This window comes from Eggerthella sp. BIOML-A4, from assembly GCF_009875575.1.
Classification (GTDB): domain Bacteria; phylum Actinomycetota; class Coriobacteriia; order Coriobacteriales; family Eggerthellaceae; genus Eggerthella; species Eggerthella lenta.
This window is the reverse complement of sequence record NZ_WWRX01000011.1, coordinates 46,660-59,777: the sequence shown is the minus strand read 5'-3', so window position 1 is coordinate 59,777 and position 13,118 is coordinate 46,660. Positions and strand designations below refer to the sequence as shown.

At 61.6% G+C, this 13,118-nt stretch carries 11 protein-coding genes; 4 read left to right on the top strand and 7 right to left on the bottom strand.

Going from position 1 to position 13,118, the window contains the following annotated elements:
* Nucleotides 1–14 precede the first annotated feature (14 nt).
* The gene (locus GT613_RS12040) at nt 15–839 is read left to right on the top strand and encodes a hypothetical protein (RefSeq protein WP_009608537.1); all 825 of its coding nucleotides are present in this window, start codon (nt 15–17) and stop codon (nt 837–839) included.
* Between the two features lie 10 nt (nt 840–849).
* Nucleotides 850–1,863, top strand: a complete 1,014-nt coding sequence (locus GT613_RS12035) for a hypothetical protein (protein WP_009608581.1) — start codon at nt 850–852, stop codon at nt 1,861–1,863.
* A gap of 106 nt (nt 1,864–1,969) precedes the next feature.
* Here the strand turns inward: GT613_RS12035 and GT613_RS12030 are convergent, their stop codons facing one another.
* Together GT613_RS12030 and GT613_RS12025 are read right to left on the bottom strand one after the other, a co-directional pair.
* Nucleotides 1,970–2,554, bottom strand: a complete 585-nt coding sequence (locus tag GT613_RS12030; protein WP_009608526.1) for a DUF4230 domain-containing protein — start codon at nt 2,552–2,554, stop codon at nt 1,970–1,972.
* Nucleotides 2,547–3,110 (bottom strand): DUF4230 domain-containing protein, encoded by a 564-nt coding sequence (locus GT613_RS12025; protein ID WP_237989333.1) that lies wholly within the window; start codon nt 3,108–3,110, stop codon nt 2,547–2,549. The genes GT613_RS12030 and GT613_RS12025 overlap by 8 nt, the downstream gene beginning before the upstream one ends.
* A gap of 715 nt (nt 3,111–3,825) precedes the next feature.
* On the opposite strand from GT613_RS12025, the gene GT613_RS12020 reads away from it, so the two are divergent.
* On the top strand, nt 3,826–5,508 hold the full coding sequence (locus GT613_RS12020; protein ID WP_009608530.1) for a SulP family inorganic anion transporter: 1,683 nt from the start codon (nt 3,826–3,828) through the stop codon (nt 5,506–5,508).
* Nucleotides 5,509–5,548: 40 nt separating this feature from the next.
* Here the strand turns inward: GT613_RS12020 and GT613_RS12015 are convergent, their stop codons facing one another.
* The 5 genes from GT613_RS12015 to GT613_RS11995 all read right to left on the bottom strand — a co-directional run bounded on the left by GT613_RS12015 (nt 5,549) and on the right by GT613_RS11995 (nt 10,883).
* Complete coding sequence (locus GT613_RS12015; protein WP_161172639.1) at nt 5,549–6,121, bottom strand: DNA-3-methyladenine glycosylase I; 573 nt, start codon at nt 6,119–6,121, stop codon at nt 5,549–5,551.
* A gap of 8 nt (nt 6,122–6,129) precedes the next feature.
* Entirely contained in the window at nt 6,130–7,017 is an 888-nt protein-coding gene (locus tag GT613_RS12010; RefSeq protein ID WP_009608562.1) for an aldose 1-epimerase family protein, read from the bottom strand.
* A 10-nt stretch (nt 7,018–7,027) separates the two neighbouring features.
* Nucleotides 7,028–8,299, bottom strand: coding sequence for an ATP-binding protein (locus tag GT613_RS12005; RefSeq protein WP_161172638.1), 1,272 nt, complete (start codon nt 8,297–8,299; stop codon nt 7,028–7,030).
* Nucleotides 8,300–8,436: 137 nt separating this feature from the next.
* Complete coding sequence (locus GT613_RS12000) at nt 8,437–10,389, bottom strand: fructose-bisphosphatase class III (protein WP_009608523.1); 1,953 nt, start codon at nt 10,387–10,389, stop codon at nt 8,437–8,439.
* Nucleotides 10,390–10,541: 152 nt separating this feature from the next.
* Nucleotides 10,542–10,883, bottom strand: coding sequence for an arsenate reductase family protein (locus tag GT613_RS11995; protein ID WP_009608529.1), 342 nt, complete (start codon nt 10,881–10,883; stop codon nt 10,542–10,544).
* Nucleotides 10,884–10,964: 81 nt separating this feature from the next.
* Here GT613_RS11995 and GT613_RS11990 point away from each other — a divergent pair, with 81 nt between their 5' ends.
* Nucleotides 10,965–13,118, top strand: a complete 2,154-nt coding sequence (locus GT613_RS11990; protein WP_009608522.1) for a Tex family protein — start codon at nt 10,965–10,967, stop codon at nt 13,116–13,118.

The window sequence follows — 13,118 nt, the reverse complement described above, 5'->3', positions numbered from 1 at the left end:
TTCAGGAGGTGGACATGGGTCTTGAGGACCTGAAAAAAAGCTTCGACGGGGCAATTACGGCAGCGGCGAACGCCGCGAGCGATGCGACCTCTATTGCTAAAAAGAGCATCCAAAGCATTGACATCAGCGATGCGAAAAAGGTTCAGGAAAAGGCCGCCGCCGCCCTGCAGAGCGCCAAAAATACGGCTTCCGACTTCGCCGAGAACGCGGGGGCTGCAGTTTCTGATCTGGTAGCTCGCACAACGAGCGACGAAAACGAAAGGATCAACGGCATAGCCCTTCAGGATGACCGCATCTCGAAGATCGGGGCAACGCGGATCCTGTACTACCTCATGGCCGCCGACGGAGATGTCAAGCCGGAGGAATTGGAGAAATTCGACCTGATCGGAAATGCCCTGCTGCAGAACTACGCGCAGATCAGGGATTCGCTCCTGCAGCAATGCGAAGATGCGACTTCCAAAATCAACGAAAACGATAGTCGAACCGACGCGATCAACGACCTTGTCGACAAGGAGATAGAAACAGCGGAATCATCGGACGACGATCTCATGGATCCATCCCTTCTTGTCTGGAACATGCTTGTCACCGCAATGAGCGATCAAGATTACGCCGAGCCGGAAATCGAAATTGCCAGCCATGCCGCCACATCTCTCGGGATTAGGCGAGACCGGTTCGCCGAACTCGAAAACAGCGCATTCGCGCTTTCCGATCTCGAGCGCGAGGCTTGCTGGCTCAAGACATCCGGCAGGCCGTATTCGCAAGTTGCCCCTCTCGTGGCCGAAGTCGAGAAGCGTCAAGAAATCATATTCAAAAGCATTCGCGACCTCATCGCTCTCTAAGGAGGATACCATGCCTTTGCCAGTGTTCTTCATCGGAGCCGCGGTGGCAACCGGTGGAGCCGGAGTCGTCAAATCAGTTAAAGCAGGCATCGACGCCCGTACCGCGACAAAAATGAACGAAGATGCAAACGCCCTCGTCGAGTCGACCACGGCTCGGCTTAACGCGCATCGCGAATCATGCGGAACCGCGTTGTCCAACCTAGGCGAAGAAAAGGTGTTCGTCCTCGAGAACAGCATGAAGACATTCCTGGACACATTCACGAAATTGAAGAACGTCGACTTCAAGGAAACAGAGGGTCTTTCAGAGCTCTCTAAGATGCGCATTGATGAGAAAGAGTTCGACGAGCTCAAGTCCATGGTGAATTTCGCGGCATCGCTTACCGGCGGCGCAGTTGCCGGAACAGCCGGCGGCGCACTCGTTGCCTTCGGAGCGTACGGCGCAGCACAGGCTCTCGCCTGTGCATCAACAGGCACCGCCATCGCATCGTTGAGCGGAGCAGCGGCAACCAACGCCACGCTCGCGTTTTTCGGCGGCGGATCGATTGCTGCGGGCGGCCTGGGAATGGCTGGAGGCACAGCCGTTCTAGGCGGCCTGGTTGCCGGCCCCGCTCTACTCGTCCTCGGTCTCGTTGCAGGGCGCACAGCTGACAAGGAGCTTGATAAAGCTCGCACGAACAGGGCAGAGGCGATGCAGATCGCTTCGCAACTGGAAACAGCGATCCTGCAATGCGAGGCCATCCGAGGCAGAACCTACTTGTTCTACAACCTGATCGCGAGACTTGATGCTCGCTTTTTGCCGCTTGTCTTCGAGATGGAAGACAACTTCTCGAAGCAAGGCGACGATTTCAGCTCGTACGACGACGAGGCAAAGCGCATCGTTGCATCGTGCGCAGGAGTCGCCGTGGCAATCAAGACCGTTTTAGACACGCCGATGCTTACCGACGATGGCCTGCTGACCGACGAATCGGAAGCGACCGCAACAAACGTGACGAGAGTCCTCCATGAAAAGGGAATCGCCCTCTGAACAGCGGCAATGCGAAGGCGCAGCGACAAGCACACAAAAGGAGAAGGACACCGCGGCGTTCGACGGGGCGAAGGCAGCCGCAGGCGCATGCCCCGCCCGTCGAACGCTACTCGGCATCCTTGACGCGAATCTCGTATTCGACGCCGAGCTTCTTGCCAACTCCTTCCACGTATTGGAACAAAAGCATCTCCGCCCGATCGCGCGCTTCCCTTATCAGCATCTCGTTGCCCTCGGCGCTTTCCCTCATCTTGTCTTGCGCCGCAGCGTACGCCTCGGCCTGATCGACGGAGGTGATCGAGGTCAGCAGGCCCGTGTCGCTGTAGACATCGGAAAACGTGCTCTCGTCCGCGTCTGGAACGCCAAGAACCTGAGCCTGCGGAATAACGATCGTCACCACGTTGTTCTCGTCGGGGCCCTCGATACGGACCTTCGACACGTCGACGCCAAGCTGCATGGTTCCATCGTACTCGAACCACGCCTTCTTGTAGCCGACGTTGATGCCGAACAGCATGTTGGTTCCGTCGTTGTAAATCTCGGCGACGTTGTGGTACACGCACTTGATCGTAGCAAGCTCGGCGATCTTCGAATACCCGGAGAAATCAGGGGACTCTTCCTCCTTGCCGCATCCGGCAAGGCCCGCAAAAGCGAGCACGCCGACAAGCGCAAGGCAAACGAAGCGTTTCCTATTCATCAGCCGCAACCTCCTCGCTGTACTCGGAAATAGGCTTGAATTCAAGCTTCAGATCGTCGCCGAGCAAATGCTTCGTGAGAGCCGACACGGTATCCCGCAGGCTCGCGTCGGCCTCTCTTCTGATCTCGTCCCTGTCCACGTCCGACGCTGCATCCTCGCGGCACAGGGCGATGACGTCCTTCATGTCCGCGGTTGCGTTCTCGGGGAGATAGCCGAACTCCTTGTGATCGAGCTGCGGCTCGCCGATCTCCGCCTCGGGAAGGTACGCAGTCGCAACCCCGTTGTCCCTATCGACGCGAAACTCGATATCGACAAGCTTGTAGCTCGCGCGAACGTGCGCCTGGTACTTGACGCGATAGTCCACCCGATCCTGCCAAAGGAACGTGCTGTGCTTCTCCGCGATGCCGTGGTACACGTAGTCGATGGTCGAGAGGTTGTCGATGTCGACGGCGGACTTCAGATCGGACTCTGTAACGTATTGGGTCTCATCGTCGTCCATGACGTAAGGCAGGACGAAGCCGAAGATCGCAACCAACGCAACCGCTGCGATCGGCAATATCACTTTCAGGGGAAAGCGCTTTGCAAATCGTCCCAACGCTTTCCTGGAAGCCCTGCGAGATTCCTTCTTCCGACTACGTTCTTCCGCCTCGATTCTCGCGGTGCGCGCTTGCTCTAGGCGAATCTCGCGCTCCTCCGCTTCGCTCGCGTCGAAGCCGCTTGCCCCACCCCGTTTGCGTTCTTCCAAAATAAACCCTCGCTCGAATAATCAGTTTTCAGGTTCGGTATAATTCTATCAGCACACAGAGCGCCTGACGAAGAACATCCGGAGGGAGAATCGATGAAACTAGGCAAACCCGCAACAGCAGCCCTGATCGTCTTGGCAGCAGTCGTCGTTCTCGTTCTTCTAGCAAGCTCGATGGGTATTCTGTCCATCAGGTTGTAAGCCGAAGCCTCTGGGTGATGCGCTCCAACGGAACGCATCGAAGCTTACGAACTCGCGGACAATATCAGAACACCGCCCGTTCGCCACGGAATGCTCATCGCCCCGAGTATCATACGAGACTCCGAGCATCTGTCGACACAGCGCTTCAGCCCTTGTCGATGCTTCGCATTTCCCCGATTTGTTGCCCTCTTGTAATCTTGCAGTATAATGGCGAGGCGCAAAATCGAATCCAACCGCATAGTATTCGCTTGCGTTCCGCCCGGTCGATCCGGGGGGAACGCTTTTTCGCGCGCACCGAGCAGAAGCGACGACATGGAAGAGCAGAGCATTGCAACGCGACAAGATCAAACCGATACTTTTCAGCATCATCAAGCACTCCGACAGCGAAGAGCTCAAGCGACAGCTTCCCAAAGACGTTGTTTCGGGCGTCATGGTGGCCGTGGTGGCGCTGCCCCTTTCCATCGCGCTGGCCATCGCTTCGGGCGTGAGTCCTGAGCAAGGCCTTTACACGGCCATCGTCGCCGGGTTCCTCATCGCGTTCCTCGGCGGCAGCCGCGTGCAGATCTCGGGCCCCACGGCGGCGTTCGCCACCATCGTTGCAGGCATCGTGGCAACCGACGGCATGGACGGCCTCGTCGCAGCCACCGTCATCGCCGGCGTGCTGCTCATGCTGATGGGCTTCTTCAAGCTGGGATCGCTCATCCGGTTCGTCCCCTACACCATCACCACGGGCTTTACGGCGGGCATCGCCGTGACCCTCGTCATTGGGCAATTCAAAGACTTCCTCGGCCTCGCCTTCCCCGCCGGCGCGCCCACGGTCGAGACTATGGACAAGCTGCAGGCCGTCGCCCAAAGCATCGGAACGGCCAACTGGCAAGCGTTCGTCGTGGGAGCGGTCTGCCTCGCCATCCTGTTCGCCTGGCCTAAGGTCAGCGAACGCATCCCCGGATCCCTTGTCGCGCTCATCGTGGGAATCGCCCTGGTCAGCGGCTTCGGCATGCAGGTGAGCACCATCGGCGACCTGTACGTCATCAGCAGCGACCTGCCCGAATTCCGCATTCCCCAACTCAACGTCGACCTGCTGGCCGACCAGCTTCCCAACGGCATCACCATCGCCATCCTGGCCGCGATCGAATCGCTCCTGTCCTGCGTCGTCGCCGACAGCATGATCAGCTCGCACCACCGCAGCAACATGGAGCTGGTTGCGCAGGGCGTGGGCAACATCGGCTCGGTGCTATTCGGCGGAATCCCCGCAACCGGCGCCATCGCGCGCACCGCCGCGAACGTGAAGAACGGAGGCCGCACGCCCGTCGCCGGCATGACCCATGCGCTCGTGCTGCTGATCGTCCTCGTGTTCTTCATGCCCTACGCGGCTCTCATCCCCATGCCGACCATCGCGGCCATCTTGCTGCACGTCGCCTACAACATGTCGGGATGGCGCAATTTCGCACACTTGTGCAAGACGGCCTCCCGAGGAGCGGTGGCCACGCTGCTGCTCACCTTCGCGCTGACCGTCGTGTTCGACCTGGTGGTGGCGATTGCCGTGGGCATGTTGATCACGGTCGTCCTGTTCATGAAGATGGTGAGCGAGGAGACCGAGGTTCGCGGCTGGAAATACTACTGCGACGAGGATTCCGAGGTCACGCACCTGCGCGAACTCCCTGAAAGCGTGCGCGTGTACGAGATCAACGGACCCATGTTCTTCGGCATGACCGACCGCATATCCGACATATCGGTGAAATCCTTCACGAAGTACCTGATCATCCGCATGCGAGGCGTGCCATCGCTCGATTCGACGGGCATGAACGCGCTGGAGAACCTCTACGGGTACTGCCGCGAGAACGGCGTCAGCCTCATCTTCTCGCACGCCAACGAGCAGCCGATGAAAACCATGCGCCGCGCTGGTTTCGTGGACATGGTGGGAGAAGACCATTTCCGCAGCAATATCGACGATGCAATCGCTTACGCGCGCAAGCTGCTGGACGAAGAGGGGGAAACGGCATCGGCCTAGCTTTCAAATGCCCGCCACGACGACGGAGGCCGAACCATCCTTACGACGTAAGCTCCCGATACGCGAAGCAATCGACCACGTGGTCGTTCACGATGCCGATGGATTGCAGGTAGGCATACACGATGGTGGAGCCGACGAACTTGAAGCCGCGCTTCTTGAGATCCTCGCTGATGCGGTCGGAAAGCGGCGTGGTCGCCGGCACGTCGGCCTGGGTTTTCCAGCGGTTCACGATGGGTTCGCCATCCACATAGCCCCAGATGAACGCATCGAAGCTTCCGAACTCGCGGGCCACGTCCAGAAACAGCTTCGCGTTGGTTATGGCCGCGTTGATCTTGCGGCGGTTGCGCACGATCCCCTCGTTCGCCATGAGCTCTTCGACCTTGGCCTCGTCGTAGAGCGCCACCTTGGCAGGGTCGAAGCCGTCGAACGCTTCGCGGTACGCCTCGCGCTTCTTCAAGATGGTCAACCACGAGAGGCCCGCCTGCGCGCCCTCCAAAACCAACAGCTCGAACAGCATGCGATCGTCATGGGTGGGCCTTCCCCACTCGTTATCGTGGTAGTCGACGTACACGGGCACGTCGCCCGCCCACGAGCACCTGCACTTCTCCTCCATGGCGCCTCCTAGCGAAACGTCATCCGGTATTCCAGCACGGCACGCTCCCCGGGCGCAAGCGTGCGCACGCCGGGCTTCTCGGACAGCTCACGTGGGGAGAAGCGTGCGTCGGGCAGCGCGGACCAGGGCTCGATGCACAGGTAGCGGGCATCGCCTTGGCCGGCTTTCGTCCAAATCCCCAGATAGGGGAAATCGGGGAACTCCACCGTCACCTCGTAGCCGCTCTTCGAGCTGCCTAGCGTCGCGACGCTGCCGGGAACGTTCTCCAGCACGACGGTATCGATGCCCAGCTGCTCGGGCGTCCTGGTCAAGCGGCCGTCTTCCAGCGGCACTTCGATCTTCGGCAGCGTCAGTATCCCCGCCTCGTCCATCCCGAACATCTCGAGCTTATCGATGTCCTCGAAGCGCACGAAGCAATCCACCATGCGCTCTCCCGGCATCAAGCGCGTCGCGTACGCTTCGTGGCCGCCCAGCTCGAACGGCAGGGGAACGTCGCCCAGGTTCTCAACGGTGTGCGACTTGACGATCGAGGAACCCTCGAGCGTGAAGTCGACGGTCAATCGGAAATCGAAGGGATAGACGGCCCGGATCCGCTCGTCGGAAGCCGTCTCGAAACGGACGCGCACATCCGAAACCTGCTCGGCGGAAAACAAGCGGTCGCGGCAGAAACCGTGCATCGGCGCATCCACCCGTCGGCCCCCGTTCGCGTACCAACCGTCGCGCAAGCGCCCGATCAGCGGGAACAGCAACGGAGCCCGACGACCCCACACCGCAGGGTCGCCCGACCACATGCGCTCGACGCCGCCGCACACGACGCTCTGCAGCTCCGCGCCCACGGGCGAAACGCGCACGGACAGCGCGTCGTTCTCCAGCACGAACGTTGACAACTCGTTCATCGGCACTCCTTTACACCGCCCACACGGGAAACGCCCACACCTGCGAGACTATGGGGAAGGCATCTTCGGTCATGCAGAGGATGCACCCCATCCCCACTTCGCGCTTGAAAGCCCGCAGCTCTACAGGAACGTCGTCGAACGTCACTGGATCGATGGCGTTGAGATTGCGGGCGTCCTTCTTGCTTGGCGACGCGGTCTTCTTCACTTCTATCGGAAAGAGCACGCCATCCTGTTCCAAAAGCATATCGATTTCCTTTTTGTCGTTCGTTCTGAAGAAATGCAGCGGAGCTCGCCTGCCCGCATTGAGGAAGCTCTTGTAGACCTCGCCGAATGCGTACGTTTCGAAAATCTGCCCGCTCATGGCACCGACCTCCAACGCCTCGGGACTGCTCCACCCGGAAAGATACGCCGCAAGACCGGTGTCGAGGAAATGCATGACGGGCTGCTTGCTCAATCGTTTTAGGATGTTGTTAGAGTACGGCTCGACCACCTTCACCAGGTAGGAACTTACCAGCAACGAAAGCCACGTCTTCGCAGTCTTCTGATCGATGTCCGCAAGCCTGGCGAGTTCGGCGTACACCACCGGCCTCGACGTGAGGGCAGCGCATGCCGCCATGAACCGTCTGAATTTGAGCTCGTCGCCCACCTGTGCGAGATCCCGGATGTCGCGCATGATATACGTATCCAGATACGACTCGTAACCGCCCGCGCGCAAATCGTCGGGCAGGGCACGGATGCCGGGCAGCGAACCCGCGCATATCTGCCGATACGCTTCCGACACCCCGAAGGGCTTCGCCATATCCACGCGCCGCATGAAGTAGTCTGCGCTGGGCAGATACGGTTCCGAGGGGGTGCCAGCCACCTCGGAATGCGAAAGTCCGAGCATTTCCACGATGCCGACGCGGCCGGCCAGAGACTCGGACACGGCTTTCATCAAGTGCAGCGGCTGGGAACCGGTAATCCACACGGATCCGCAATCATCGCGCTCGTCGACGATCATCTTGATATACGGAAGAAGCTCGGGGGCCTTCTGTATCTCGTCAATCAGAACAGGCGGACGATAGCGCTGCAGGAAAAGCGCCGGATCTTCCTTCGCCGTCTGCAGAATCGCCGTGTTGTCAAGCGTTACGTAAACTCGGTCGACACCGCTCTCGGCCTCTTCCTCCAACAGATGCTTGAGCATAGTCGTCTTGCCGACCTGCCTCGGTCCGGTCACGGCGACTATTTTGAAGTTCTCGGAATAGCGTCTCACCAAAGGTTCGAGCGCTCGTTCGATGTACATGACAACCTCATATCTTCTCAAATCTGGAATACACTACCATTTTTGAGAAATTTTAACAGATGAGGCCAACCTGTCTTCTCGAAACCTTGAGCCGTAGCAGCGTCGTTACGTTCCCGAACCCTGAGAGACGAGCTTTCCTACTCCTTTTCCGCCACGATGCCGTTGCGGTAGGCTTCCAGCAGCTCTTCCAAGTCCGCTATCTGCTGCTTGAGCACCGCGCCGTTGTCGGTGTCGGCCACCAGCGTGCGCTTGTCCACCAGCTCGACCACCTTGCGCGACGAATGGATGTCCAGCTCGTTCACCACGGCGGCGCGCATCGACTCGAGCGGCTCGTGAGCCGCCAGCACGAAGCCGTAGGAGTTCGAGATCAGCGTGTAGCCGGCGATGCCGGTGGTGGGCTGGTAGGCCTTCGAGAAGCCGCCGTCGATGGTGAGCACGCGGCCGCCGCACTTCACCGGATCCTCGCCGTCCTTCACCTTCACCGGCACGTGCCCGCACACGATGCGCGACGTCTCGGGATCCATGCCGAAGTCCTCGAAGATGCCGCCCATCACGTGCTCGTCGTCGAGATAGGAGTAGAACGGGTTCTTGACCTCCTTGCGCGCCTCCTTCTCGGTGATCAGGTACAGCTCGAACGTGGCCATCTTGCTCTTGGCGAACAGGGGCGATCCCTCGCCTAGCCACATATACCACAAAAGGTCGCGCCCGCGCTTGGCGAGCTCCGGGTCGGCGTCGTCGAACGCCGCGCGCACGTAGCGCTCCATGACGTCGTACAGCGCACGGCCCTTGTACGTCTCGCCGAACACCTCCGTCTCCATGAGGGAGCCGTCGGCGTTCAGCGGCACGCATGCGTGGAACAGCAGGTTGCCGTTGCAAACCTTGTACAGGCTGCCCGCATCCAGGAAGAAGCGCATGTGGCGCTGCAGCTTCTCGCAGCCCGTGAACGCCTGCTCGAGGCGCTGCATGACCTCTTCCTCCTCGGGCGTCAGCCGGTAAGGGTCGGCCGGATCCACCGTGGGGAACACCGTGTCGGTCAGCTCGTAGGCGACGCCGTCCAGCATCACCGTGCCGTTCTCGTAGTCGATCTTGTCGAGCAGCTTGCGATCCTCCAGGCCGAAGCCGGGGTTCTCGTCGATGAGCTGCGCCTCCACCTTGAACTGGATGATGGCCATGGCCTTCTGGATCTTGACGTTCATCTCCAGCTCCTGCGGCGGGAGGTCCGGGTTGCCCTTGAGGCCGAAGGCGACGCACGGGTCGTCCTTGTACGCCTCGAGCGCGAACGAGGCCAAGGGCAGGATGTTGATGCCGTAGGCGTCCTCCAGGATGGACAGATTGCCGTAGCGCGCGCAGTTGCGCACGACGTGCGCGATGCAGCCGCGCTGGCCGAGCGAGGCGCCCATCCACACGATGTCGTGGTTGCCCCACTGGATGTCGAGGGAGTGGTGCTCCATGAGCGCGTCCATGATGATGTGCGGATACGGCCCGCGGTCGTAGATGTCGCCGACGATGTGCAGGCGCTCGATAGCCAAGCGCTGGATGAGCAGGCACAGCGCCTCGACGAGCGCGCCGCCGCGATCGGTTCGGATGACGGCGTCCACGATGGCGGCGTAGTAGGCCTGCTTGTCAACGCCGTGGCGGTTCTCCGTCATCAGCTCCTCGATGATGTAGGCGAAATCCTTCGGCAGCGCCTTGCGGACGCGCGAGCGCGTGTACTTCTGCGCGGCGCGCTTGCACACGGCGACGAGGCGCTGCAGCGTGACGGCGTACCACGCTTCGGCATCGTCCACCTGCGACAGCACGAGCTCCATCTTCTCGCGCGGATAGTAGATGAGCGTGGCCAGCGAACGCTTCTCGTTCTCGCTCAGCGAATCGCCGAACACGTCGTCGATCTTGAGCCGGATGGAGCCCGAGCCGTTCCTCAGGGTGTGGGAGAACGCCTCGTACTCGCCGTGGATGTCGGAGGCGAAGAACTCGGTCCCTTTCGGCAGATTCAAAATGGCGCTGAGGTTGATGATCTCCGCCGAAGCCTTGTCCGCAGAGGGAAACAGCCGGGATAGAAGTTCCAGATACCGCATATCGGTCGCGTCCACGATACAACCTCCTCGTCGAATTCTACAGCATGGCGCTCATTCTATACTATCCCGCCCGAGCGGGCTCGAATGCCGTGAAGAAACCGATCGGCGCGCCCCGTCAGCAAAGCGTTCGCTCGGCGACATCCGGATGCGCGAAGACGCATGGCCGATCACTCCCACGTCTTCCACACGTCGGGAGCGTAGCCGACCGTGGCCTGCTTGCCGTTGCGCACCACGGGCTCGGCCAGCACGTGCTGGTTCTCCAGCAGCTTGTCGAACTTCTGATCGGGCGACAGGTACGCGAGCAGCGACACCGTGTCGGCATCCTTCGCCTTCGGATCGACTAGCACATCGATGCCGCCGACCGCGCGGGCGACCGACTCCAGCTCGCCCTTGCTCATACCCTTCTCCTTCAGGTCGATGAACTGGAACTTCACGCGCCGCTCTTTGAAGTAACGCTGCGCCTTCTTCGTGTCGAAGCTCTTCTTCGTTCCGAACACCTGGATATTCATCGCGCTCCTGCTTTCCGTCCGCTCGTCTATAATGACTGAACACGTTATCACCACCTGAAGCCAAAAGCGAGATATTCACCCATGCCATCCATCCAAACCACCATCGCCCGGGAGCTGAACCTGACCGCCGCGCAGGTCGCGGCCGTCATCGACCTCGTAGACCAAGGGAACACCATCCCGTTCATCGCTCGCTACCGCAAGGAGGCCACCGGCGGCATCGACGATGCGACGCTGCGCGATCTGGACGAGCGCCTGACCTACCTGCGCAACCTCGAGGCTCGCAAGGACGAGGTGCTGCGCGCCATCGAGGAGCAGGGCAAGCTCACGGCCGACCTGCGCGCGAAGATCGACGAGGCCACGGTCATGCAGCGCGTCGAGGACCTGTACAAGCCTTATCGGAAGAAGCGCGCCACCCGCGCCTCGAAGGCGCGCGACGCCGGGCTCGAGCCGCTCGCGCTGCTCATCCTCGCGCAAGACCGCAGCGCCAAGGACCCGCTGGCCGTGGCCTCCGGCCTCGTGAACCCGGAGGCGGGATACCCCACGCCTGAGGATGCGCTGCAAGGCGCGCAGGACATCGTGGCCGAGGTCGTCGCCGACGACGCCGAGCACGTCGCCTGCCTGCGCGCGGCCACCAAGCGAAACGGCGCGCTTTCCGTCGAAGCCGTCGACGCGTCCGAGAAAACCGTCTACGAGGCGTACTACGACTTCTCCGAACCCCTGTCGCGCATCCCCAACCACCGCATCCTCGCCGTCAACCGCGGCGAGAAGGAGAAGAAGCTCAAGGTGAAAGTGCGCACCGACGCCGATGCGGCCATCAGCCAGCTGGAACGCCGCATCCTGCGCGGCGACGGTCCCTTCGCAGCCCCTTTGAAAGCCGCAATCGCGGACGGCTACAAGCGCCTGATCGCGCCGTCGGTGGAGCGCGACCTGCGCGCCGAGCTCACCGAGCGCGCCGAGACCGATGCCATCCGCGTGTTCGCCAAGAACACCGAGAACCTCCTGCAGCAGCGTCCCGTGCGTGGGGCGCGCATCATCGCGCTCGACCCCGGCTACCGCACGGGCTGCAAGGTGGCCGTGCTGGACGAGTACGGCAAGCTGCTCGACCACACCACGGTCTACCCCACCCCGCCGCGCTCCCAGGTAAAGGAAACGCAGGCCCAGCTGGCCGCCTACGTCGAGAAGCACCGCATCAACGTCATCGTCATCGGCAACGGGACGGGCAGCCGCGAAACCGAGGAGGTGGTGGCCGACTACATCGCCCGGTCGAAGGCGCCCGTGCGCTACACCATCGTGAACGAGGCCGGCGCCTCGGTGTACTCGGCCTCCAAGCTGGCAAGCGAGGAGTATCCCGACCTCGACGTCACCACGCGCGGCGCCATGAGCCTGGGGCGCCGCCTCCAGGATCCGCTGGCCGAGCTCGTGAAGATCCCGCCCCAGGCCATCGGCGTGGGCCAGTACCAGCACGACCTCAACCAGGCGGCGCTCGAGCGCGCGCTGACGGGCGTGGTGGAGAACGTGGTGAACCGCGTGGGCGTGGACCTCAACACCGCCAGCGCGAGCCTGCTGGGCTACGTGTCGGGTATCAGCGCCGCAGTGGCCAAGAACATCGTCGCCTACCGCGAGGAACACGGCGCGTTCACCGACCGGGGTCAGCTGAAGAAGGTGCCGAAGCTGGGCGCGAAGGCCTTCCAGAACTGCGCGGGCTTTCTGCGCATCTCGGACGGCAAGAACCCGTTGGACGCCACGAGCGTGCACCCCGAAAGCTACGCCGTCGCAAACGAACTGCTCAAGCGCGCGAAGGTGAAGCCCGAAGCGCTCGCCGACGGCGGCGTCCCCGACTTCGCGAGCCGCCTCGGCGACGTGGACGCGCTGGCGGCCGAGCTGGGCGTTGGCGCACCCACGCTGCGCGACATCGTCTCCGAGCTGGAAAAGCCGGGCCGCGACCCCCGCGACGATGCGCCGGAGGTCGTGTTCAGCGAGGGCGTGCGCGACTTCGACGACCTGACCGTGGGAATGGAGCTTACCGGCACGGTGCGCAACGTCGTCGACTTCGGCGCGTTCGTGGACGTCGGCGTGAAGCAGGACGGCCTCGTGCATGTCTCCAAGATGGCCGACCGCTTCGTGCGCCATCCGAGCGAAGTCGTGGCCGTGGGCGACACGGTCACGGTGTGGGTGACGGGCATCGACAAGGATCGCGGCAAGATCTCGCTGTCCATGGTGAAAGGCAAGGCGTAG

What these genes read in the sequence shown, in the direction of transcription:
- GT613_RS12040 (WP_009608537.1), top strand. Translation starts at nt 15, where the DNA reads ATGGGTCTTGAGGACCTGAAAAAAAGCTTCGACGGGGCAATTACGGCA.
- GT613_RS12035 (WP_009608581.1), top strand. Translation starts at nt 850, where the DNA reads ATGCCTTTGCCAGTGTTCTTCATCGGAGCCGCGGTGGCAACCGGTGGA.
- GT613_RS12030 (WP_009608526.1), bottom strand. Translation starts at nt 2,554, where the DNA reads ATGAATAGGAAACGCTTCGTTTGCCTTGCGCTTGTCGGCGTGCTCGCT.
- GT613_RS12015 (WP_161172639.1), bottom strand. Translation starts at nt 6,121, where the DNA reads ATGGAGGAGAAGTGCAGGTGCTCGTGGGCGGGCGACGTGCCCGTGTAC.
- GT613_RS12010 (WP_009608562.1), bottom strand. Translation starts at nt 7,017, where the DNA reads ATGAACGAGTTGTCAACGTTCGTGCTGGAGAACGACGCGCTGTCCGTG.
- GT613_RS12005 (WP_161172638.1), bottom strand. Translation starts at nt 8,299, where the DNA reads ATGTACATCGAACGAGCGCTCGAACCTTTGGTGAGACGCTATTCCGAG.
- GT613_RS11995 (WP_009608529.1), bottom strand. Translation starts at nt 10,883, where the DNA reads ATGAATATCCAGGTGTTCGGAACGAAGAAGAGCTTCGACACGAAGAAG.
- GT613_RS11990 (WP_009608522.1), top strand. Translation starts at nt 10,965, where the DNA reads ATGCCATCCATCCAAACCACCATCGCCCGGGAGCTGAACCTGACCGCC.